At 57.3% G+C, this 23,371-nt stretch carries 23 protein-coding genes; 2 read left to right on the top strand and 21 right to left on the bottom strand.

The genetic code is table 11. The features are described 5' to 3' along the window. Window position 1: 1 nt before the first annotated feature. The 15 genes from KDG50_00115 to KDG50_00045 form a co-directional block, all read right to left on the bottom strand. Window positions 2-778 carry a hypothetical protein gene (locus KDG50_00115; protein ID MCB1863805.1) on the bottom strand — a complete coding sequence of 259 codons (777 nt, stop codon included), beginning with the start codon at window positions 776-778 and terminating at the stop codon, window positions 2-4. Beyond that, complete coding sequence (locus tag KDG50_00110; protein MCB1863804.1) at window positions 768-1,265, bottom strand: hypothetical protein; 498 nt, start codon at window positions 1,263-1,265, stop codon at window positions 768-770. Before KDG50_00110 ends, KDG50_00115 begins: the two co-directional genes overlap by 11 nt. Window positions 1,266-1,371: 106 nt before the next feature. After that, window positions 1,372-2,238 carry an integrase domain-containing protein gene (locus KDG50_00105; protein MCB1863803.1) on the bottom strand — a complete coding sequence of 289 codons (867 nt, stop codon included), beginning with the start codon at window positions 2,236-2,238 and terminating at the stop codon, window positions 1,372-1,374. Window positions 2,239-3,160: 922 nt separating this feature from the next. Beyond that, window positions 3,161-4,183, bottom strand: a complete 1,023-nt coding sequence (locus KDG50_00100) for a nucleotidyl transferase AbiEii/AbiGii toxin family protein (protein MCB1863802.1) — start codon at window positions 4,181-4,183, stop codon at window positions 3,161-3,163. Further along, complete coding sequence (locus KDG50_00095) at window positions 4,180-4,803, bottom strand: hypothetical protein (GenBank protein MCB1863801.1); 624 nt, start codon at window positions 4,801-4,803, stop codon at window positions 4,180-4,182. Before KDG50_00095 ends, KDG50_00100 begins: the two co-directional genes overlap by 4 nt. Before the next feature lie 152 nt (window positions 4,804-4,955). Continuing rightward, window positions 4,956-5,576, bottom strand: a complete 621-nt coding sequence (locus KDG50_00090) for a hypothetical protein (GenBank protein MCB1863800.1) — start codon at window positions 5,574-5,576, stop codon at window positions 4,956-4,958. A 173-nt stretch (window positions 5,577-5,749) separates the two neighbouring features. Then, entirely contained in the window at window positions 5,750-6,178 is a 429-nt protein-coding gene (locus KDG50_00085) for a hypothetical protein (protein ID MCB1863799.1), read from the bottom strand. Window positions 6,179-6,275: 97 nt separating this feature from the next. Continuing rightward, on the bottom strand, window positions 6,276-6,767 hold the full coding sequence (radC, locus tag KDG50_00080; GenBank protein ID MCB1863798.1) for a DNA repair protein RadC: 492 nt from the start codon (window positions 6,765-6,767) through the stop codon (window positions 6,276-6,278). Between the two features lie 104 nt (window positions 6,768-6,871). After that, window positions 6,872-7,276 carry a DUF3577 domain-containing protein gene (locus KDG50_00075; protein ID MCB1863797.1) on the bottom strand — a complete coding sequence of 135 codons (405 nt, stop codon included), beginning with the start codon at window positions 7,274-7,276 and terminating at the stop codon, window positions 6,872-6,874. A gap of 197 nt (window positions 7,277-7,473) precedes the next feature. Further along, entirely contained in the window at window positions 7,474-8,499 is a 1,026-nt protein-coding gene (locus KDG50_00070) for a ParM/StbA family protein (GenBank protein MCB1863796.1), read from the bottom strand. Between the two features lie 39 nt (window positions 8,500-8,538). Then, window positions 8,539-8,919, bottom strand: coding sequence for a hypothetical protein (locus tag KDG50_00065; GenBank protein MCB1863795.1), 381 nt, complete (start codon window positions 8,917-8,919; stop codon window positions 8,539-8,541). A gap of 75 nt (window positions 8,920-8,994) precedes the next feature. Further along, a complete protein-coding gene (locus tag KDG50_00060) occupies window positions 8,995-9,795 on the bottom strand; it encodes a TIGR03761 family integrating conjugative element protein (GenBank protein MCB1863794.1) in 801 nt (266 codons plus the stop codon). Window positions 9,796-9,963: 168 nt separating this feature from the next. After that, window positions 9,964-11,223, bottom strand: coding sequence for a helix-turn-helix domain-containing protein (locus KDG50_00055; protein ID MCB1863793.1), 1,260 nt, complete (start codon window positions 11,221-11,223; stop codon window positions 9,964-9,966). After that, window positions 11,216-11,824 (bottom strand): DUF2857 domain-containing protein, encoded by a 609-nt coding sequence (locus tag KDG50_00050; GenBank protein MCB1863792.1) that lies wholly within the window; start codon window positions 11,822-11,824, stop codon window positions 11,216-11,218. Before KDG50_00050 ends, KDG50_00055 begins: the two co-directional genes overlap by 8 nt. Before the next feature lie 5 nt (window positions 11,825-11,829). After that, window positions 11,830-13,389, bottom strand: coding sequence for a chromosome partitioning protein ParB (locus KDG50_00045; protein ID MCB1863791.1), 1,560 nt, complete (start codon window positions 13,387-13,389; stop codon window positions 11,830-11,832). Window positions 13,390-13,812: 423 nt separating this feature from the next. Here KDG50_00045 and KDG50_00040 point away from each other — a divergent pair, with 423 nt between their 5' ends. Continuing rightward, window positions 13,813-14,079 carry a hypothetical protein gene (locus tag KDG50_00040; protein ID MCB1863790.1) on the top strand — a complete coding sequence of 89 codons (267 nt, stop codon included), beginning with the start codon at window positions 13,813-13,815 and terminating at the stop codon, window positions 14,077-14,079. Window positions 14,080-14,443: 364 nt separating this feature from the next. Continuing rightward, window positions 14,444-14,701, top strand: coding sequence for an AlpA family phage regulatory protein (locus KDG50_00035; protein ID MCB1863789.1), 258 nt, complete (start codon window positions 14,444-14,446; stop codon window positions 14,699-14,701). A 217-nt stretch (window positions 14,702-14,918) separates the two neighbouring features. On the opposite strand, the gene KDG50_00030 is transcribed toward KDG50_00035, so the two are convergent. The 6 genes from KDG50_00030 to KDG50_00005 form a co-directional block, all read right to left on the bottom strand. Then, complete coding sequence (locus tag KDG50_00030; protein MCB1863788.1) at window positions 14,919-15,494, bottom strand: hypothetical protein; 576 nt, start codon at window positions 15,492-15,494, stop codon at window positions 14,919-14,921. 51 nt (window positions 15,495-15,545) lie between these two features. Further along, window positions 15,546-18,839, bottom strand: a complete 3,294-nt coding sequence (locus KDG50_00025; GenBank protein MCB1863787.1) for an efflux RND transporter permease subunit — start codon at window positions 18,837-18,839, stop codon at window positions 15,546-15,548. Between the two features lie 11 nt (window positions 18,840-18,850). Next, window positions 18,851-19,867, bottom strand: a complete 1,017-nt coding sequence (locus KDG50_00020) for an efflux RND transporter periplasmic adaptor subunit (GenBank protein MCB1863786.1) — start codon at window positions 19,865-19,867, stop codon at window positions 18,851-18,853. 35 nt (window positions 19,868-19,902) lie between these two features. Then, complete coding sequence (locus KDG50_00015; GenBank protein MCB1863785.1) at window positions 19,903-20,505, bottom strand: TetR/AcrR family transcriptional regulator; 603 nt, start codon at window positions 20,503-20,505, stop codon at window positions 19,903-19,905. Further along, window positions 20,502-21,794 carry a TolC family protein gene (locus KDG50_00010; protein ID MCB1863784.1) on the bottom strand — a complete coding sequence of 431 codons (1,293 nt, stop codon included), beginning with the start codon at window positions 21,792-21,794 and terminating at the stop codon, window positions 20,502-20,504. The genes KDG50_00015 and KDG50_00010 overlap by 4 nt, the downstream gene beginning before the upstream one ends. Window positions 21,795-22,178: 384 nt before the next feature. After that, window positions 22,179-23,371, bottom strand: a 1,193-nt coding sequence (locus tag KDG50_00005) for a tyrosine-type recombinase/integrase (protein MCB1863783.1), incomplete at its 5' end; no start/stop codon positions are given.

The raw sequence follows: 23,371 nt of genomic DNA, 5'->3' as shown, positions 1-23,371 counted from the left end.
TTTACCTCCGGATCGAAGTGGAATAGTCCTGACCTTCGGGACCACGAAACGCAACCTGGTTCTTGGGCCGATCGATGTGCGTGACTTGCCAACCGGACTGCTGCTCACCTTCACGCAGGAAAGCGACCTGTCCGTTCTTGGACACGGCGACATAGACGGCATCGTCCCACAGGTCGATGGCGTCGATGAGAAACGGCGGGACGCTGGTCGCCGGCTTTTGTTGTGCCGCCACCTTTTTGTTCCGGGCGATCTTGAGGTCGCGCACGTCATCGGCAATGGCTTGGAGCTGGGTTTGCGCATCGGTGATGCGTTGCTTGAGTTCGTCGTTGCCTTTGCGCAGCTCGGTGATCGACTCATGAATCGTGCTCATGCTGGCAACCAAACCCGACAGTTCGCGCTTCGCACTCGATTGCTCGGTCCTCAAGGATTCGAACCACTGATTGATCTGATCGGACACGCCATCGATGGCGCGCATGATCGTCTCGGAGGCGACGGACGCCAGCGGTGAGTTGTCATCGACCCTGTCCACGCCTCTCGGATTCGTCGCGCTTTCCGGGATCGTCGGCGCGGCATGGTCTGTCGTAGCCGTTCCGCTGTGCAGGGTGTCGATCTGACCGCGCAACATCACGACTGCGCCGATCGTTATCACACTGACGAGGGCGGCGATCAGCAGCGTTTTTCGCGATGAGCGTTTCGGCTTTCTCTGTTCGGCACTCTCCACACGAGCGGTATCCTGCTCCGAGTCATGCGACCGCACGGACAATTTCTCATTCTCCATTTTGCTGACCCTCCGGCTTCATACTGCTGGCTTGCTGCGTGACACGCCCCGTCGCCGTGCACAACTCGAAAGAGATCAGCCGATGCACCGGATCGTGAATGAGACGAAATACTGGTCCCACCAGTGTCTCTAAGGCTTGCGTCAACGTGATCGGACCAAGATGGCGGTGCACGGCCGGCAACGGCAGCATCAACAGGTCAGCGGTTTCCGGTCCTGTTGCAGGCCCGGTGACGAGGCGGTAACCGCTTCGCTGGAGCAGGTATTGCACGGCCTCGCCCACCGTCACGATACGTTCCGGAAACGACACCGTGATGATCGTCGCCAACAGGTTGGCCTGTGCCTCTGTCGGTGTGGCGGAAAGCAATGAATACCGCCCTACCTGGACATCATTCGCCTGCAGGTTCACGCTGCCCACGAGACAGATACCGGCGAGACAGATGGCGGTTGCCGCGACCGGATGGGTGGGATGGAAAATGGATCTCTTCATGAATTCGGCCTCGGTGGTTCTAACCAGGCCGGCATCATGACGAAGCGTCCTCCACACAGGGAACGAAAAATCCATCCAACTATTTGCGCCGTTTCCTGTGTCCCACTCAGCGCCCTAAGTACACCGAAGTGATCTGCTCGCGTTCATGCCCGAGTTCCCGACTGATGGTCTGCCGCGCGTGTCGGTCCATCACCTTCTGCCCGGGGCTGAGCGCCCGCGTCACCGGCCCGCCGGCGGCCGGCGCCTTCCACCCGGTCAGCTCTTCGTAACGCCGCTGCGCATACGCGTGGCGCAAACCATGCATTTTCGAGAGGCCGGCATTGGCCGTGTGCCGTTCGTAGGTGCGCAGCTGCTGCACGTAGTTCCGATCCGTTGGTATGAGGGAACCGCCTGCGGCAAGCCGACGCGCGCGATCCAACACGGCGCGCTGTTCATCGCTGCGTACCGGTACGTCGCGTTCCTTGCCGCCTTTGGTCCAACTGGCCTTCAGCGTGATGCGGTCACCGCGGTCGGCGTAACCGGGACTGAACTTGATCGCCTCTTCACGGCGCAGGCCGAAGGCCTGCTGCAATTCGAGGCTCATCCGCACGAACGGATCACGTACCTTGTCGAGGTCCGGCGCGCCCAGCGACTTTGCTTTCGACCCATGGGTCACGAACTGCCGATCCGGGATCCCGTAGTGGTCGTTCGATCGGGCTACGACATTCTGCTTGTCCACCTTCTGCGCCCACCAACGCAAGACCGCCATCCGATTCTTGATCGTGCCGACGCTGAGTGCCTGCGCCAGCCAATCCTTGACCAGCGCCTCGACATGCTTTGGTTTCAACGAGCGCGCGTTCATGCCACGAAAACCCAACGCATCCAGCTGATTTGCGATGAGCATCAAGTGATGCATACGCTTCGCTTGTGTGGAATAGCTGCCGTCGCGGTTGCGATGACAGAGTTGTTTGAGTTGGTAGTTCAGATCTCTCACGGTGCAATCTCTATCTGGTAAGTGTTTATGACCACCCGGTAGCCGTAGCTAACTGGGCTCGCTTTCGCGAAACGGTCAGGGACACCACTCCCATTCGACCTGAGTATGCCTGGTCTCAGGCAACGCCGGTTTCCCCTTATGGGTAATGGCCCGGCGCTGGCCAACCTGCCCGATCTCGGGCGTTCTCTCAGTGTGGTTTCATCACATCACCTCCTTTCAATTGTGCGGACTCAGTCCGCGGGTTTATGAAAAATGAGCGTCGACGGGATCGCCCTGAGTGGGATCATCAGGCGCGACCGTCTCGGCTCGTCGGGTAAAAACAGGCTTGCGCCTACGTGAAGGGCGGACCTTGCGGTCCGTGTTGGCTGGAAGATGGACCAACGGCGAATAGCCGCAGCGCGTTGCATGGTCCGGATGCGCTTGTTTGCCACTGTACCCGCAGTGGCCACGGTTAAATTCAATAGATCTTCGTTTCGAGGGCGCAGTATAGGAACACATCATCCCGCTGTAATCCCGAAATTCGATCGCAAGCCCGCGCCATTCCCGGGACCGCCGCCCTCGTCACTACCCCGCTGCGCTCGCTAGTGACGAGGGCGACTTCGCTGCAATCCAAGCGACCCGCCAGGCTCACGCCTGGCATGTCGCTTGGAATTGATGATCGGTGCGGGCTTTCAGAGCAGATTGGCCTGACCACAGGGGTCCACAGGCGCCGCTGTACGCGGCCCCGCCCTTGGCTGCGCGAGTGTGAGGCTCGCTACGCCGTGGCGGACAAGGCCTGTGGACTCTGTGGACAGCCTCAATACGGGTGGGTAGGTCGGTCGGCGAAGAGGGAAGCGATGGTGTGCTACCAAGCACAGAGATCGGGGTGGTTACAGTGTAACCACCCGTCCGTTAGCTATGAACAGGTCTTCTCGGGCGCAGTCTAACCGGCGTTCAACCGGGCCTGAAACTCGCCCACTACCACCAGGATCTCATCGAATGTCGGTACATCGCCATAAAACATCTCTTGCCGCATCCCTTCGTATTCGGCCTGCCAGTCTGGCCGGTCGGCTTCCGCTGGCAATAACCGCAACTGGCCGGGATTCAGCGTCGAGTAATCGACCCAGGTATGGCGGAAAAAGATCTGGCGGTGGGCGGCAACCCGATCGAACAGATCGAGATCCCGTGCAGATTCATCGCCGATGCCAGCGAGGATCAGCCGATAAAGGTCATAGTAGTGGCGGGCCATGGCTTCTCCGCGCCGCTTGGCTTCCGGCCGGAAGGTTTCCTCGTGCAGGAGCATTGCCTTCTCCCAGAAAGTCCGTCTTGGCATGACCGAGCGGACACGCGCCCCCGGCTCCGACAGCAAATCCGGAAAGGCGTCGCTGATATAGGGTCTGATATTGATCGATTCGGCAGGGTCCGTATCCGAGCGTGCGCCCATCTCGATCTTGACAGCACGTCGGAGATAGGCGGCCTGTTCCGGAAAGGCTGTCGGATACACCAGCAGCAAGGTCTGCCCATCGGGATCGTCGGGATCGGGCTCGAGCGCCCATTCGAGATCCCCCGGCAGTTCCGATGAGATCGCTTCGATCAGTGCTGGCTGTATCTTGTCCCTGATCGTCTGCTGACAGGCTTCTTTCAGCGCCTTGAGGCGCTTTGTCGTCTGTTTCTTGCTGGGCGCCGTTTGCGGCGCATTGCCTCCTCCAAAGCCCAGGACACCCCGGTCGATGACGATGTCGATATCTTCGGAAAAGCGTTCGATAAGGTTCCAGCACTTGGACAGTGACGTACCGCCCTTGAACGACAGGTGTTCGCCCCATTCGGGTAACTCGAACAGCTTGCGCAAGGTCCAGCACACCCAGAAGTCCTTTTCGACGGCGATCTCGAACAGGTTCAGTCGCGCGCCAGCTTCCGTACAGACCAACCGGCGGCGTTCTACCGGCAGTTCGATGAATTCTTTCATGCGGCGTTTTTCTTGTCTGAAAGAGTGCGAATGATATCGGCGATCCAGGCGGGAGCATATCGAATATCCTTCGTCAGTTGCTTGCGTGCCGCGTCATCGAGCTTATGATCGAGCCGCTTGATGATCTGCTGATCGACATTCTTCTGACCGAAGTGGCGCAGGGCCTGAATGACCAGTCCACTGACCTTCCCCGCCGTGGCCATATTGCGGGGCGTGGTATGCTTCAAGAGGATCTGGCGCTTGCCAACCTGGACGGTCCGCGTACGACCATCCGTGAGATAAACGACCTTCATGGGAACTTGGGTAGAGAGCCCAAGGAGATTGGCGGCATAGGCTCCGGAGGGCTGCAAACGGGTGGCGTCACGGCCGGCCAGGGCGCGCGCAATCTCATCCGTTGCCGGCTGCAACGGGCCCAGCTGCGGGTCGGTTTTCGGGTAGTCATAGAGCCCCCGGGCGAGCTGGCGGATAAGGCCGCTGTCCCGGTGTCGCATCAGGGCGAGATCGATCGCACGGCGGGTTCCGAGATCCGTGAAGCTATCAGGCGTGAAGACCCAGCCCCGCTTGCGGGACTGAATCCGCCGGAGAATCTTGCTGTCAGTGCTGTCAATGTGCTTGCCCATATTTAATGAAAGAAATATATATACATTTTTCTTTCAAAAGTAAAGCGGCATGTAGGGCTGCGATCTGGACGCACACCCCTTTCCTATTGTTTTTACATGATAATTCTTGAATCGACAAGATTTGCCCCGCACGAGGCGGGGCATGGAAGTGACTACGCGTCGATGGGCCGGAATACCTCATCCAGATCGATGCGGGCTGGCTCGATCCATGGTTCGACGACATACGCTTTCGAGCGGCTGCCGTCGGATTGCGTGATGTCACACAGGTCTTCCGGCGCCTGCCCTTCGATATCGTAATCGATGACCGCGACCGCAGGCGCGGCCTCGAGCTGATCGGCAATCACCGCTTGCACGATGCCGCCTTCCATGACGACGGCAAGCCGCGAGCAGCGCGGACGTGGCTCGGGACGACCCGTCTCCGGACTCGCTCCAGATGCCTGAAGCGCCGCCTGGTAGGCCCGATCCAGATCCTCCCAGTCGACGCTGCCGCCCCGCGCTTCGCCGCGGCGGTAGGCCTCGATCAGCAGGCGGACAGCTTGAAAAGCCGCATCCCGGCGGCGAATCGCTTTGACACTGGCATCGGGTTCCGGCCAGTCGCCGCATACCTCGTCCTCCACGGTAAACTCAAGCGGAACACCGGCATCACCCTGTTCCTCGAAGTCATCGTAGAGCAGCGGTACGTCCGCCGAGTCTTGCCAGATATCGCCCTGGTCAAACATCTCACCGGCCTTGGCGATGGCAGCTTCCCGGCTTTCGGCATCGATGCCGACCATGACCCTGTGTTCGTAGGGCAAGGTGTATTGAATGATGTATCTCATGATGGTTCTCCTGTATTTGATCCGTTGGAGAGACCATCCCCCACCAGGGAGAAGATCTCCCCGATGGGGTTGGCTTGTACTCGAGTCATAGACCCGATTGAATTGAAATAACGCTGTTGAAAGGCTTTTCAGTCCTCATTAGGCAAAAGGATGGTGATCACGGGTTCACCCTGATCACCCGGGCCGACAATCAGTTTCAATGTCGTCAGCTCCGCCTTTGTCGACCGCCCATCGCGAGGTACCCGGTAGAGTTCAAACAGCAACCGGTCGCCGGAACCTGAGCGGGTTCGGATGGCGTGGGACGCCATGAAGAGCACATCCCACAAGCGGCCAGACTCGTCCTGATGAGCCTGCTTGTCGCTGTCGTCCTCTGACCAGGCCACGCAATCGGCCCAAGCAGCGGATGTCACGGCCACCGGCCATTTGAAACCGGCCTCCTGTGCCATGCTGCCTGCGTCGATCAGGACACCATCTTCGATGGCCTGGGCTCGGGTATAGGTTGAGATGACCTCACCGAAGAACGATTCAGTGCTGCGATCATTTGAAGAGTTGGACATGGTGTTCCTCCTGTTTGGAATTAACACCGGGTCACACCTCCTTCCCGGCCGGGAAAGAGGAAGCTTTCCCGGCTGGGGTTGTGAAAAATTACGAATGTCAGAGCAAGCCACGTTCCGCGAAAGACACGCTGTCACCCGCCGACACCACGAAGTGGTCGAGCACGCGCACATCGACCAGTGCCAGCGCCTCTTTCAGCCGGCGGGTGAGCATTTCATCCGCACGGCTGGGCTCCGCGACTCCGGAGGGGTGATTGTGGAAAAAGACCATGGCGGCCGCGTTCACCTCCATGGCGTGTTGCACGACGACGCGCGGATGAACCGAAGCACCGTCGATGGTGCCCTGAAACAACTCACGCACAGCAATGATCCGATGCCGGTTATCCAGAAACAGACATCCGAATACCTCGTTGCGGTAGTCGGCCAGGCGCAGACGCAGAAAATCTCGTGTCTCGACTGGACTGCTCAAGGTTCTCCCGGCGCGATGCTTGATCGCCAACACCTTCATCGCCAACATCATCACTGATTGCTTCTCCACGTCGTTGAGCTCCGACGGCTTCAGACCGGCGAACCGGTCGTCCGTGTTCTTCATGACTGATCTCCTCGAATAGACCGGGAGACCAGACCCGCGGGGGGATGATCCCCCGATGGGTTGAAAGGTGGCCGGGTAACTCAGTTACCCGGCCGGATGTTGATTTACGCAGCGCTCTCTTGCTCCGTGAAGAACGGCTGGCCGTCGACCTTGGCCCATGACACGCGAAGCAGTCGGGCCTTCAGGCTGACACCGGTCTCGCCGGCCTTGTCACCGTTCTTGAAGGTGAAGGGCTCCGCATACAGATCACTGAGCGTGAATCCGATGAGCACCTTCAACTTGCCCTCCACGGCCGATTTGAGTTGGCGCACGACTTCCTGCGCCTTCTTGCCGGACACGGGACACTCGAAATGCGTGTACTGGACGTCGTCGACACTGCCGCGAAGGGCAGCGATGGTGACACTCAGAAAGGGGGTCCCCTCTTCCGGTGACACTTCCCGGACACGGTTGAGATAACCGATGCCGTTGGTGTGAAGATCGAAATACTTGGTACTTTCGTTGTTGGACATAGCGCTTACTCCTTCAGGTTGGTTTCATCCGGAGCAAGCGCGACCCTGGCGGGAAGGCTTACCCGGCAGGGTTGGTGAAAAACGGAAACGATTGTGTTTCCTTGAAGCTCGACCGAGGCTTTCGCCACGGCGCCTGTTGCACGATCCTAAGGCGCCTTGTTTGTCACTGAGACCGCAGTGACCACGTATAAAACCGGTCAGGCAACGTCCGACTCTTCACAGACGTATTGCAGATACTTCAACATCCCGCGCGCGTTGGCGAAGGCCGGGTGTTCGGCGATGGCCTGGTTGGGAAACCAATCGGCGATATGTTCCACCAAGGCAACGGTGCCACCGCCGACGAACACTATCCGGTCCAGTTCCACGCCCAGCCCGAGTTGGCGACGGCTCTCGGCATAGAGCCGTTCCACCAGCTCCCGCTTGGCGGCGTCCACCAGTGCCGCGACATCGTGATCCTTGCCGTGCAAACGTACGACGCCGCGTTCGACGGCCGATGACACCAGCTGCTCGCCCACGTTCTCGAGGTCGAAGCGTTCCTGGATGCCGTTGGCCACCTGCTGTTTCACGTCCAACATGCCGCCCTGTAAGGAACCCGACGATGCGTGAACGACGCCCTGGTCCTTCACGACCACGTAGTCGGTGGTGCGCCCGCCGATGTCCACGATGGCGATCGGCACCGACAAGCGCGCTTCATCAAGAATGACATCATTGGCTTGGGTGACGATGACGTAGTCGTACCACGCGGCCAGCGCCTCCGGGATCACCTCGTGGAACGCGATCGCGGCCGGCAGCCGCTCCGACTTCGGTTGCACCGCCTGCTTCAAGCTGAGGCGCTTCCTCTCGATGGTGTCGCGACGCTGCTCACCGTTCTTCTTGTAGAAGGCGCTGACGGGGAGTCCGGAGACCGCATGAATGGAGCGGCCGGACAGCCCGGCTTCCTGGAGGGCATGCTGTACGATGACGCGGTTCAGTCCCGAGGTGGGATAGCCCTCGAAATGCGTGGGCGCACCGTCGACGGCGCCCACCGCATACATCGCCCCTTCGGTTTCGTACTCGAAGATGCGCTGCCGGCCGTTATCGATCCAAGTGACGCCGGACTTGCCGACCCTGGCCCGCGAGGGAATGGCGATCAGCCTGCCATCCGGCAGGGCCACCTTCGTAAAGGCATACCCGTCATCGAGACCGACTTGGATGGGCGACACCGTATTGGATTCTGTCATCATTTCTCCTCCGTTCTTGTCTCGTCTTTTATGCAACCAGCCTCAACCGATCACCTTTCTCAAGCCGGCGAAGGGCTTAGCCTGACCCGCTGCGGTGTTCACTTCGACCGCCGCCGGCGTCGCCGCGGTCTCGATGACGCGTGGAGCCGATGGTTGCGCCAACCAGGCGGCAAACGCGGTTCGCGGTTGCCTCGTTGACACGCCTTGGCCTTGTGGTGGTCTCATCGGTTGCGGAACAACCTCGTCCTGTACCACCCGCAACGATTGGCATTCCTGGCGAAAGCCCTGCACCAGGAGCCCGCGCAGCCACTCTTGACGCCGGACTTCCGGAATTCGCTCCAGCCGGTTCAGGATCAGGGCCTCAAACGCCACCCGCGGGTCGAGCAGAAGTGCGATACGTTTGCCTGCTGTCGCCTTAGTCATACGGCTTCGGCCCTACCGGCATTAACCATGTCGTCGCAGTAGTATGGCGGGCGACGCGTTGCATACCAGCGAAAACTAGGTGCTAACCTCGTCGTCGTTTCCCACGGCGATACCCGCTCTTGGTGCGGCATCAACGGGCTTGAGACGGATGTGCTTGGCCGCCTCTTCGGGGAATCGGACTTTGCGGGGTACCAGTGGTGCCTGGTGTGCTCTGTTCAATACGTCTTCCGGGACTTCGCCCATGAGCTGGCTGGCGCGACTCGCGTTGGCGGTGCCTTGTTGGAGTGCCGCGCGATCGACGTTGAGGAAGTGATAACCTTGCGGTACCGCGAACGCGCCGCGGATCTTGCGCGCACCCGCATTGAGTGAGCCTTCCATCGCGGCCCCGGTCAACACTCCCACATGGTGGGCGGTCAACAACGTGCGCACAAACCTGTCGTACTCGGCGATCAGTTGTGCGCCTCGATAGGCGTATGGGTTGGCGAACTGGAGCGCGATCCGGTATGGCTTCATCGACTCCGCCACGGCCACTTCCAGGGCGGTGAGCTGTTCGAGCTGCGCGTCTAACGCCGCCTGGTCGTTCTTGATCAGGTCACGCACCCGTTCCAGCGCCTCGTGCACCTTGACCAGCCACCAATCGGCGTAGGGATCGTCATTGCGTGCCGCTTGCCAGATCACACGCAGCCGATCGGCAAATCCCACTAGCCCGATGATCGCCGGTTTATCGGCGTTGCCGTTGCGCCCCCGGATCAGCCGTTGCGCCTGCCGGGTCTGGACCGTCAGCCACACCTGCCCACGCAGCGCACCCGGCCCGGCATCGACGCTCGCGTCTTCCGGGTGGTTCTGTTGTTCTGGGTCTGACTTACCGGAACTCATGTGGCATATCCTTCATCCTGGTGAATGAGTCGCCCATCAATCCATGACGAGAGCCGGCCGACAAGGAATTATTCCCGCACGGTTCGGCGTGGTTGACGCCGAGACACAATAACCGGGGAGAGAGTGCTGAGAGTGGTTACACTGTAACCACTGCATTTCGGGTATCGGTCAGTCCGACTCGTCGTCGGTCTGTGGACGCGCCGGCAGGTTGAGCGATTTGCGTAGCTCGGCGAGCTGTTGTTGACCTGAGGCGCTGGAACTATCGCGACGCTTCACTTCCGCCAGGCTTTGCTCCTGTTGCTTCAGGTACCTCAAGCGCGCCTTCTCCCGCTCGATGCGTTCGTCATGCACCTTGATGCCGAGGTTCGGCACGAACTCACCCTTGTTCGCGGCGCGACATAAGAAGTGCAGGAAGCGCATTTCGTCGTACACCGGCTTCATGCCCTTCTGTTCCGAACGAAACCGGCCTTCCAGCTCATCGAGGATGGGCTGACGTGCAGTTTCGGAAACGGATTTCAAATAACGATCCGCGAGCTCGCGCTGGTTGTCAGAGAGACGCTTGGGGTAGATCAGGGACGGCTCCCCCTCTGCGTGGCCGCTAATTATTTTCTCTTCAGCGGGTTCTGTAGTAGTAGTTTTATTTATATAACTACTACAACTACTCGACTTTGAATTTTGTGGGTTCGAAATTTGGAACCCTGTTTCATCCGCCTTTGAATTTTGGTCCCGGTGATCCGTACCGCCTTCCCCGACCACGTTGCGCAGACGGGTCATCACCTTTGCGCTGAATGCGAAATAACGCCGCGGTGAATCCTGCTGGATCGCCTCCGCCGCTTGCATGCGACGTTCGAGCGGATGGCCTTGGGCGCAGATATCGAGACCCTCCTGGATGTCCTCGTCGATGGTATCCAACACCCCCTTGGCGACCAGGCGCACCCGAGCATGATGATGCCCGAGCGACTGCTGCAGGAACTGCATATAGTCCGGGTCCAGGTGCAGGACGTCGACCAACGGCAAGGGTTCATCGTGCAACGCATAGACGTTGCCGCGGAAGCGGCCGCTCGCCTCCCGCAGCCGCGCACACAAGGTCAGCCAACGGGTGGCGCGCAGAATGGCGATAGCCCGGGAGATGGTCGATGTGGAGGAGACGTTGGTTTTCTTGGCCAGATACTCGTAACTGGGGAACGCCGTGCTGCCGCCGATCTCCTGGGCCTGCAGCATGATGACCATCCACACCAACTTGTCCACGGGTTCGAGCACGGGGTCTTGCACTACCAGCGTGGGGAACGCCTGATGGCGGTTGCCCATGAACAGCATGGTATCGGACTGCTTGGTACCCGATTCCTGTTGTACGCGTTCGATGGTCGCCTGTATCAGTGCATCCAGTGCGTGGGTCTCGGGCCGGAGTCCGCGAGAACCCTCATCCATCCGAACAGGCTCGCTCCACAGGGTCGTGACTGCTTCGACCCGTCAAGTCACCGTATTGATTCCAGCGTTGCGTCAAGTTCCATATGGCCCGCATCGAGATACCGGTTTCACGGTGGATGGCGAGATACTCGTTCGGTGCGAGCGGACCATCTTCTTCGTGTTCCGCCCGTTGGACCCAGGCGTTCCAGAGCTTGTGCGTGCTCGCTTCATCGGGTTCCGCCGGCCGGCCGACCGAGGGATCGACGGTGAGCATACGGCGCAGGCGCGTGTATTCGCGGGAGCCCAAGCCGAAGAGCGTTTGCATCATCTCCAACGGTGCGTCGGCGGCGATGAGCACTTGTTGCAGTTCCTCGGATTCGCGCTGACGCCGCAGATGCTCGATCATCGGCCAGTACACGTCCCGATTGAGAACGATATCCAGGCAATGGGCGCGCAAGGATTCGACGCGATAGAGATCGGCCAGGTTCATCTCGCGCAACGCCTCGATTTCGCGCGGGCCGAAGTTCATGTTGCGCAGCGCGGCTTGATCCCCTTCGGCCAGGCAACGAATCGCGTACATCAGCACGGCCGTGATCAAATCGGATTCCTTGGTCCCGTCCATTGCGCCTACTCCCAGAGCCGGACCTGCGAGGCTTCCGACGAACGGTGAATGCGACGGTAGGTGTCCATCAGGTTGAGCAGGTCCTGCCAGTCCTGCTCGCCGAGTTGGCGCCACAGCCGATAGCCGGTATGCCCCGGATCCAGCGTCCAGACGCTGTTGAAGAGCAGGCCGGCATCCTGGTTCTCGAGCGCCTTGCGCAGGATCGAGTCGTCAGACAAGGTGGCGATGACGGCATCCAGTGGCGCCACGGTCATCTCCGCGCAAGCCGCCAGGTGCCACCACAACATGGAGACCTGTCCGAGCGTTTCGGCGTCCAACTGATCGGCCAACGACGAATCCGGTACGTCACGGAGGATGAACCCGAGTCCCTTGCCGGACAGCGGCGCGACCAGGCCGCTGATGCCGTTGCGCTGCGCAAGGCGTGCGGCCAGTGTCCAGGCCCGAGCACGCAATGATTTGAGGTCCGTGGCACCGGGTTGGCTGAGCGTGATCGCACTCTCGATAGAATCCGCCTCTGACTCGATCGGGTTATCCGGCAGCTCCTCTGAGTTTTCCTCCGATGCATCGGGCGCGATGACAAGCAATGGTCGTTGCGGTGGAGACACTTTGCCCTTGGATTGCGTCTCCGCGTTGTTACCGCGTGAGTCACCAGGCGTCTTGTCGTCGGCAACACTTTTTACTTTTGCCGTAATGGCATTAGAAGAAGATGCTCTTTCTTCTGGTGTATCCGCATCATGGTCGTTCTCAAGGATTGGGGTTTCGATCTCGCGTCCTAAGAGCTGCGCGTCCAGTTCAACGCGAATGGCCTGGATACTCACCTCGAGCTCTTCCGCAATCTCAATCTCAATGGCATTGCGTAACAGTTCGAGATCCCACTCGGGACCGTCGTATCGTTCACATAATGCGCTAAACACCGCATCGAAGGATTCGTCATCACCCAGCTTGCGCTTTTTCCAGAGGGCGCGCGCCGCCCTCTCCAGCGCGCGAATCCGCTCCACCTGCGGTCGGCCGAGACCCGACTTCAGCGACTGGGGAATCACCGGGAGCAAGGTGTGAACAGCGTAGCCCATCTGGGAGATCAGCCCGTGACTCAAGCTGTAGCCGCGATCTCGAAGTATCGTCTCGAGGCGTCGCTGCGAAAGGCTGTCGTTGCCCATTTCCTCTTCGAGAAGTTGTTTGGCTTCGAAGACGGCCTGCGCCTTGTCGATGAAACTCAGTCCACCGCGCAGATCGTTTTCCCTTAAATGTGCCAGCAGCACATCCGACTCTTCACGCCACGGCTTGAACAGGCAATCGACCCACAGGAATCGCTCGTCGCCCGTTTCCTGGTACAACGCCTGCAGGATGTGCAGTCGCGTGTTGCCGCCGGCGCCGACGACGTGGTCGGTTTCGCCGGGTCGACACGTGACCACCAAGGGCTGATCCATGCCATTGGCACGGATGGAGGCCTTGATGCGATCGTATTCCGGATTCTTGCTGCGACGCGGATTGCGTTCATAGGACTTGATACGACGCACATCCAGCTTTACCGTCGTGGCCGCGTCAGGAGTACCCGGTTCCTTCATGGCGCTAGAGTCTTGGCTAGCCATTGGCGGTACCCTATAGGAAAGCCAGATTGGATAGCATTCCCCGCGCAAGCGACGCGATAGTGGGATCTTTACATGCGATGTCGCAAACATGATTCAAATACGGTTGGTTGCCACTGCACAGTTCGATTTTCACCACTTTCTCCTTCATGAATTTCTTCCCTGCGGATGTTAGTGGCTTGGACAAAAATAAACGTCTCCGAAAGCACGCCCCTCTAGAGTCGCTTTCCTGCTTTATTAGTAACGCTGCGAGCGGTATGTGTGAACTAGACGGTTGGAAGGACGGCTCGTACCGAAAAATACGCGGAAAAGCCGCTGCTGGATCCGGGGTTTCGACCTAATTCCCTTGTGACCAAGCCAATACAATCATTGCATCGAAAACGATGACGCCATGGAACAAGTATGAATCAGATTGAAATACTACTGGATGCGATCAACAACCTTTCCCCGCGTATCCCGATTACGGTGGACTTATGGACGGTGAAAGAGATCGCCGCTTATTTGAAGCGCTCCGAAGCGGTCGTTCGTGACCGCATCACTGCTCTCCCCGGGTTTCCCCAGGCCATCAGGTTGCCAGTCGCCGGCAGTAAACGCCGCGGGCAACCCTTGTGGAAGGCCAAGGAAGTGATCGCCTGGACTGAGAAACACCAGGAAAATCGAGTCGCCTAATCGAGCTTATCGGACAGGTCCTTCACTGAAGGAGCGAAATAGACGTTCTGCAATACCCGAAGATCACGGTGCCCGCTGATCCGGGCCAACTCCATCACACCAAAGACTTTCGACAGACGTGTCAAGGCCTCACCGTGCGTGTGAGCTTGGCGTACTTCAAGAAGTATCTGTAATCACCGCCGCTCATCGACAAGCACCGGCGCGCTTTCAATGACGAAAGCCCGCACCTGTCTGCCCGCTTTTCCGGGTTTTTCTCGCACGAGCCGCCGTTAGTATGAACTGTGTATCAAAGCACTGTGGAGCACGTGAATTCATGAGGCAACCGACAATCGCACACCACCCCCACTTCGGGTAGTCATCGCGTATGCCTGAGCATCACGCAATCCGAATCGAAAGAAAACCAGCGGTGTTGAATCGAACCGGGATGAGTCACGCGACCCTCTATCGTCGAATCAGTGAAGGCTTGTTCCCTCCTGGAGTTTCCCTTGGTAATCGTTCTGTCGGCTGGCTGGCCCATGAAGTGGATACCATGTTAAATGCATTTGCCTCAGGAAAAACAACAGAGGAACTTCAAGCCGTGGTAAAACTTCTCATTGAAAAACGGCAGAATCTGGCAGCTTGAATGATTGTTTGTCACAAATTAGCTGCTTGAGCTCAGACTCGAGCGACCCCAACCTAGTCAGATGAGGTCGCGCGCCCTATCCGTCTGACAGTGGCTCAGAACGGCCAGCTCCTGCCATCCAATTCAAAGCGACGAACGGCAGGTTAAAAAACAGTCGTTTATATACAGACCATGATAGTTGGCATACGACCCTTTCCTGCTATTCGATGAATTCAATTCAGAAACGGGCCAAGCGCTCCAGGTTTTCTACGCTCTCCAGTCCCTCCTGATGTAGTTTATAGCGGATTATCCAGGGGCCGATCAGAGGCGGCACCCAGAATGCGGGTTCGAGACGTGTCGTGAATTGCAGGTGTGTCCCGCCGTTTTCCTCCTGTAATACCCAGTGTGCGTCGCCAAAGCGGAAGTTGCTTACCTCCGGCACAATCGCTGCCACAATTTCACCGTTGCTGCGTTGTTCCACATCCCAAACCTGTATCAGGCGCTTACAGAAGAAAGCAACACAAGCCTCGATTACACTGCGGACCCGGTGATGAGCCGGGCTGTAGGTTTCGATGATCGCACTTTCCTTTACTGCGGGGTTCACTTGTTCGAGGTGGTTGTAGGCGGTCAGCAGGCGGTGTACGTCTGGCACCGGTGCAGTAATCCGAGCGTCCAGTTCCGGCGTGTAAAGCCCCGACTGATGAGTAACCTTCGCTTTCAACACTTCACCGGCATCGGCCATACTGACCACGACTAAGCCAACCAGTAGCAGGCTAATCTTGGTGGTGAGACGTGATTCAGTTTGAATAACCATCGGACATCGGTATTAGTAAAAACCCACCAAACGAAGCCTTTCACTTGTCATCTATTCAGGCTCCAGATCAGGTATCCCCGCATCCACTGACACCAATCTGCGATACAGCAGCGGCACTACAAATACTGTAAAGACGGCTGAACTGGCTGCACCGAAGATCAGACTGATTGCCAGACCACCGATTACGGCATCCGGCACCATGATTGCCGTGCCGAATATAATCGCCAGGGTCGTTAGTAAAATTGGCCGAAGACGAACGGTACCGGCCTCACAAATGGCTTCTTCGAGAGAATATCCCTCCTTCTGATAGGCCTGAATGAAGTCGATGATCAGCAGCGAGTTTCGTACCACTACACCGGCCAGGGCAATCACACCGATCATGGAGGCGGCCGAGAACGTCACGCCCAGGATCCAGTGCCCTGGAAAAACACCGATCATTGCCAACGGAATCGATACCATGGCCAGTATCGGTAGACGGAACGAGCGATAGTATCCGACCAGCAACAGATAAATAGCCGCCAGTGCCAACAGTAAAGCGATCCCCATATCCCGAAAGGCGTCCAGGGTCAGCCGTAATTCACCTTCCCAAAGCAGCTTGTAGCCTTCCAGTGTATTGGGACGGTCGGAATTGAAACGAAGATTGGCAGTCGTCAGGTTCCCGTCTTCGCCGAGATCACGGCCATCCAGACGTTTATCCAGATCCAGAATCGCATACACCGGCGCACTGTCCCTGAGTTCCCCACCCACATACTCGACGCGTTCCGTGTCTTTATGAAAGATCGGACGGGGGTATTCAGCTATCTCAATCTTCGTCAACTCGGATAGCGGGACATGTTGCCCCTGATCATTGCTTATCCCTACACGCTCCAACTGGTCCGGTTCAATCCGTTGCTGGCGGGGGACCTGAAATCGAATCGGCACCGGTTGGCGCTCACCGTCAATGTGTGCGTAACCGAGTGTCTCTCCCGGCATCAATTGCGCCAGACTCGCAGTGACTTGTGCCGTGCTGATCCCCGATAACGCGGACTTTTCACGGTCGACGGCAATACGATATTCCATGATGTCCGTGGGTACGCTGGTAAAGACTTCAGCCATATCGAACGTGGAGCCAAACTCACCCTCGATATCCTTAGCCAGTTTTTCCAGTACTTTCCGGTTTGCGCCATAAATCTCGGCAAATACCGTAGCGCGAACCGGGGGCCCCGGCGGGTCTTCAACCAACTGAACCACGGCGTCAGGGTAGTCTTTTACCACTGCCTTAATTGCTGGGCGCAACTGGTGAACAATTTCTATCGAGGCAATATCCCGTGTGGTCTTATCCGTCAGATTAACGCGGATCTCTGCATACTGCGGTCCAATGCGGGAACCGCTGCCGCGTAACTGTCCGTTGAAATCGATGACCGAGGGCGTCCCGACATAACTCTCGATGTTCTGTACTTCGAGATGGCGTACCAGGACGGCCTCAATGTCGCGCGCGATGCGGTCAGTGTCTTCCAGCGGCGTATTGTCTGCCATCCGCAGACTGACCAGGAAGGTGTTTTTATCGGCCTTTGGGAGAAAGGCCAGTGGAACCCCCATCATCGAGGTCGCGCCGGAGACACCCTGTGGACGTATGAACTGCCAGGCAGGCTGCAACAGCGAAAGTACCAGCAGCAGACCCACCACTGCATAAAAAGCATGGCGCTTCCTTTTATGGGTGACGAGTGGCAGAAACAGTGCCCGGTAGCCCTTCTGTAGCCAATCTCTTGCTGGAGCCTCCTCACCCTGGTGATTGCCGACGGGCAACCAGCGCCGGATCATCCACGGTGTCACCGAGTAGGCAAGCAACAGCGATGCGATCATGGCAACAGGCAGATTGAAAGTCATGGGCCGGAAGTACTGACCCAGCATGCCCGTCACCAGCAGCAGCGAGAGAAAGACAACAACGACGGTAAAGGTCGCAAGTGTCGTGGGGTTGCCGATTTCGTTGGTGGCCAGTACGACACTGCGTGCTTTGGCATCACGCCCTGTATCTCGGGGCAGCATTGCGAAATGCCGGTGTGCATTCTCAATAACGACAATGGCGTCGTCGACCAGCATACCCAGCGAGAGAATGAGCGCATACAGGCTGATACGATTGAGGGTAGGTCCCGCAAGCATATCTGAACCCAACACCACCAGAATCACCAGTGGAATAGCCAGCAAGACAATGATGGCGGCGCGCCAGCCCAAAAATAAAAACAGCACGATAGTGACGGAACCGATCGCTATAAACATGTGCTCGACCAGCCGGTTAACGGTATGGTTGGCCTTCTCGCCGTCGTCACGCGTCACGGTGGCGTAGACATCCGGGGGCAGGATGCTGTGCTTGATTTGATCCAGACGACCTCTGAGTTCTCGGGTAAAAGGCACTGCATCAATCCCCGGACGTTTGGCGATAGCGATAGTGACCGCTGCCATTTCCTTGCCCAATGTGTTCAGTGAACGTGTATCAGCGACTCCAAACGCAAAGCGGGTATAGCGCCGGTGTTCGGCGGGCGGTCCGTCGATCACCTCGGCAACATCACGAAGATGTATCACCCTACCTTCGTTTTTACCGACCACCAAATCCTGTAGTTCGTGGCTGCTGTTCAAGTGACCCTCAAGCCGGATCTGCCGGTTTTCGCCTTCTATCACCTGTGCACCCAATGGCGAAGCTACGTTAGCCGTCTGCACCGCCACCTTGATTTGCTCCACCGGGATGGCGAAGGCCCGCAGGCGCTCCGGGTCGACCGCAATTCTGAGTTCGCGCTGACGCCCGCCCACAATATAATTGGCCCCGATTCCGGAAACACTGCGCAGGCGCTCCAGAACACGTTCAGCCATTCGATAGAGTTCGTAATCGGAGTACTGATCTGATGCCAGTGTCAGGGTGAACACGGGCACATCATCGACATCGATATTTTTTATCTTCGGCTCGCCAGCCTCCACCGGCAGTTCATCCTGATGCCGTAACACGTGGTCATATATCCTGACCAGGGCATCATCCTTATCTTCGCCAACCTCGAACTCTACCTGCACAACAGCCATCCCGGCGAGTGCTGTGCCATAGGTATGTTTTACGCCATCGATGGTACTCAGCAGTGTTTCCAGTGGTCTCAGGATCGCATGCTCGACTTCGAGCGGCTGAGCACCCGGGTAGGCCACCTGCACCTCGGCCGCTGGTACAACAATCTGTGGATTTTCCTCGCGTGGCGTGAAAACCAGGCCAAAACTGCCATATAGCAGGATGCCCAGAATCATTAGAATAACAAGACGGGATTCGACAAACGTCTGTGCCAGATGGCCCGCAATATTCAGTGATGAAGTCGCATCTTTTTCGCTCATCGCAGCGGCCGTCAATCAAATCTTGCTGCCGGTGGATCAGGAAGAACGCGGTCATCCGGCCGAAGACCCGCTAGGATGATTCGCTGGTCTTTCCATCGCGCCCCGGTTCTGACACTGACAAAGCGTGCGCCGTATTCCCGGCTGACAACAAAGACGCCCTCCACACCGGCTCGTGTCACCACACTGGTTTCAGGCACAGTGAGGTAGGTATCGTTTCCCGTGATAAACGAGACGCGCCCAAACATGCCCGGTATGAGATCAGCACGATCCGGTAACCTTACCTTCACTTTGCCGCTGCGAGTCGCCGGATCTGCTGACTGAACGGCTGCCATCAGCTCGCCTGTGATGGTCTGATCAAGGACATCCAGTTCGACGGTGACGGGTTGCCCCAGCTGGATATGGATAAGGATCTTTTCCGGCACGTGGGTCTCGAATTCCATCGACTCCAGCGATTCCAGCTGGAGGATGGGAGCACCCGGAAGCGACAGATCACCTACATTCAAGAGACGTTTGCTGACTTGAGCACTGGCCGGACTGGTAATCTGGATGTAGTCGAGGTCGGTGCGTTGGACATCCAGCGCTGCCTGCGCGTTATTCAATGCAGCCCTGGCCTGCTTCTGGCGCAAGACAGCCTTTCTCAACCGTTCTTTGGAGATAGATTCTGATTTGACCAGGGCCCGGTATTTCCTGACATCGTCTTCGGCGTCTTCCAGCTCCGCGCGCGCTGCGGCGACCGAGGCTTCGGCCTGTGCGATCGCGCGTTCAACCTTGGTCGGATCAATCTGCACCAGGCAGTCGCCTGCTTCGACCCAGTCACCTTCCTCGACTGCGATCACCTGTATGAATCCGCTGATGTTGGATGTCACCACGAATTCCTGACTGGAAACGACGCTGCCGGGTGACTGGTAGATGCGCGGAATCGCCGTCAATGCCACCTGGACACTGTGCAGGTTTGCGGTTTGCTCTCTAGTCTGGATATCTTCACCGGCATCAGGATCATTGCAGCCTCCCAGCATGGCCACCGCCACCAGAATCAGTAGAACGACTTGCGACCTCAAACGACTCATTTGCCGCATCCCCTCAATCCGTGAAGTAACAGTCGCGTCACATGCCGAGCTATAACAGTCGGCTTGTTGTGTTTTGCTTTACCTCCAGGGAAGAATCGGCGAATAGGCGCTGTTTCCAAGTGATATAAAATCAGACTGGCCATGGAAATGGCGAGCATGTGCGCATCACAGCTAGGCACCAGTTCACTGACCAGCGCCTCCATGGCGACAAAGGGTTCACGGAATACCTGCTCGGCCAGCAGCTTCAAACGGGTTTCATCACCATCCAGCAGCTCACGTTGCAGCAGTGCCCTGAAGTCCGGATCGTCACTCATCAATTTCGTGAAGGTCGCGACAAATTTCTCCAGGCGTTGTTCAGCCGTCCCCGTGGCTGACAGCGCTTTCTCGAAGCCCTCGGCCTTGTCTTCAAAGGCCTTTGCCATCGTTTGCAGATACAGCGCCTCTTTGTCCGGAAAATGGTGGTAGAGCGAAGCGGCGGTGACGCCAACTGTCTTGGCGATATCCCGCATGGACACACCTGCAAATCCCGATTGGGCAAACAATGGGATCGCCAGCTCCAGGATATGCGCCTTGCTTTTAGGGTTCTTGGGACGTGTCATAATTCACCCAGAGTGCGACGCAGACGCAACCCAGCGAGCGCTGCGTCATAGATTGCATTGTTGTTATTGGTATAGGTTGTGGTGCGCAGACGTTCTGCCTCCAAGACCTCCGTATGCGTGGCCATGCCAGCTTTAAAAAGGTTTACCGCCACCTTTAGATTTTCTTCAGCCTGGCTGACAGCTTGCTGTGTGACAGCAATACGTTCCCGGCTTTCATTCAAATCCAGCCAGGCTTCCCGCACCTCTAGCGTGATCCTTGATGCCAGGTCGGCGCGCGACTCGGACAAGGCATCGGCTTTACGGATGATCGCAGCACTTGTATGGTTAGCCGTCCCACCATCGAAGAGTTTCCATTCCAGGCCAAGTTTTACCGACCAGATACCTTCGTGGGCCTGAAACTCGTTTTCCGTATGGTTATAGCCACCGCTTATCGCCGCCTGTGGACGCCGCACCGATCTTTCTGCGGCTGCTTGTGCTTGAAAGGCTTCCATCCGATGGGAAAGAATAGATATTGAAGGCCGTTGTTGTAGCGCACGGAGTGTCAAATCTTCCAGGTCATCATCCGGAAGGACAAGTTCGACTTCATCCGGGGCTGCCGCCTGGGTAAGCGGTCGACCTAAAATACGGTTGTATGCGGCTTGTGCCACATCAACGTCGTTGCATGCCTGTAAGGACTGGTGTTTCGCATCCGCTAACGCAACGCGCGCTGACAGTAACGCGTTTTTGTCGGTCAGACCCTGCTCAAACAAGTGCTCCGTATCTTCGGCATGAGCCTCCAGACTCATTACCTGGCTTTCGGCTACCGTGCGGGCGCGGTGTGTTCGAAGCACAGTTATGTATGCTTCAGCCACCCGCATCTTCAGATTCTGGATGGCTGTGGCGGTTTCACTCTGTGCCGCCTCAAGCTGGTGGTTGGCCGCATTGATGCCCTGGCTAATACGGCCACCGGTATATACGGGCACACTAACATTGGCGCCGTATGAGAGGCTCTCCTTTTCATCAGCCTGAAACTGCTCAACGGCGGGTAAATTGAGCTCGCTGATATCAACAATAGAGGGATCGCTCTTGGAGAGGTACCCAGCCTCCACGTTCAGCGTTGGCAGTCGGCGGGATTTCGCAGCATCCAGACGCGCTTCCTCCGAGGCAGCGGTAAGGTGGGCCGCTCTGAGACTATGATCAACTGCGAGAGCTGTTCTCCAGGCGTCCTCAAGCGATTCCGAATGACTCGTCGTCGATAACAGTAATGCCACCAGAATCACAAAACCTTTTGCTGTCCGTATGCCTTGCACCGACCTCTCCGTTTTCAGAAAAGAGGAATGGAGTAATTAATCAAACGTTCGTTAAGGTAACTCCTGAAAAGTGCCGCTGTCAATCGGCAGTTTTACTGAAAAGGGTGCGTTTGTTGAGGTGTGCACGTTTCGAAGCTTGAATACAGCGCGAGACGGTCCTGGGAGCCCGGATTAAATCAAATCGACGTCAATATGAATAGTCGGAACTGGTCGGAAGTGCCAGCCGGATTGCTGGAGCTCAATGACCACATTCGCTTTGCCGGTTCAACCGGTCGATGCAACACAGGCATTAAATCGCTCCGCCGGTGTTTGGTTCGAAGGACTACAACGGGTCGACACGGGCCGTTGGAGCCTGACACTTATTGTAAGATCGCGTCTGAACTACTAACGAATAAGCGAGTCCAGATGATCCGCCCACTTCTGTAACCACCGCCTACACTCTGCCTCGTACCGGTGCAAATCGTAGGTTCCCTCAATCCCTCTACGTGAATGCCCCAATACCGCTTCAGCCACTTCGTTAGGACATTGCAGGCGTGACAAGCCAGTCCTGACACTTCTGCGCAGATCATGAGGTGTCCAGGCCGGAAGATTTACCATGCTGTTGCTTTGTCTCATCCGCCAGGCCTGCTCGGTCAGTTGTTTTTGCTGGATTGGCAGCCGCGTTTTCTGGGATGGAAACAGATAGTCACCCGTGGTTAGACGAAGCGCTGTCAAGAATTCCACCGCCTGTCGTGGTAGCTGGACATAGCGCTCGACCTCTGTCTTGCTCTCCCTGATATGAAAGGTCTGCTTCTCCAGATCAATATCCTGCCAGGCCGCATTGCAGACCTCTCCGGTACGACACCCTGTCCAGAGGGTAAATCGAAGAACATTCTTCTGTGTTGCAGTGTAATCAGAGCCAGGCAGCCATTTCAGCAACGTCGCCAACTCGGTATCAGAGAGGACTCTTTTTCCTCGTTGATGGGTGAGTTTCACCTTGGCCTGTCTGAGGCTTGATTTGGCGAGAATTGCCGGATTTGCAAACTCATCTGAAAAATAGCCCAGACCAATCGCAAATTCGTAGGCGGCGGCAAGCTCTCTCAGCACATTTCCTGCTTGAACATTTGCCCCACGTTGAACAATTGCCATGATCATATCCACCACAGCCTTTCGCGTGACAGCATTTGCTGGCATCTCCCCCAACTTGGGAATAACATCGCCATAGAGGGTTCTGCGCGTCTCAGACTGACCTTTCGGTTTTCGTGCACCGGCGATTTTTCTTCCGCTTGGAGATTTCCGGTCTTCGATATATTGGGTTAGGTAGAGTTCCACGAGACTCTCAACTGTGAAGGACTTCTCAACCGACTCTACTTGTCCCTGTTCCAATTCCTGGGCTTGCTCCCGTTTCTGCCGTTTCTCCTCTTTGGCCTCAGTTGCCGGGCAGCGTTTCTGGCGGCGAATTTGTTTAAGTTCCTGGAGCTTCAATCTCGCTTCGGCCAGGGAGGTCTCCGGGAAGTTGCCGATTTTCACCTGAACGAGCTTTGAGGTGATCGGGCTGGTATAGCGATAGAAAAATGTCTTTACTCCGGTAGCCCCGC

This window comes from Chromatiales bacterium, from assembly GCA_020445605.1.
GTDB lineage: Bacteria > Pseudomonadota > Gammaproteobacteria > JAGRGH01 > JAGRGH01 > JAGRGH01.
Note: the sequence above shows the minus strand (reverse complement) of the source record. Positions and strands in the feature narration are given on the sequence as shown.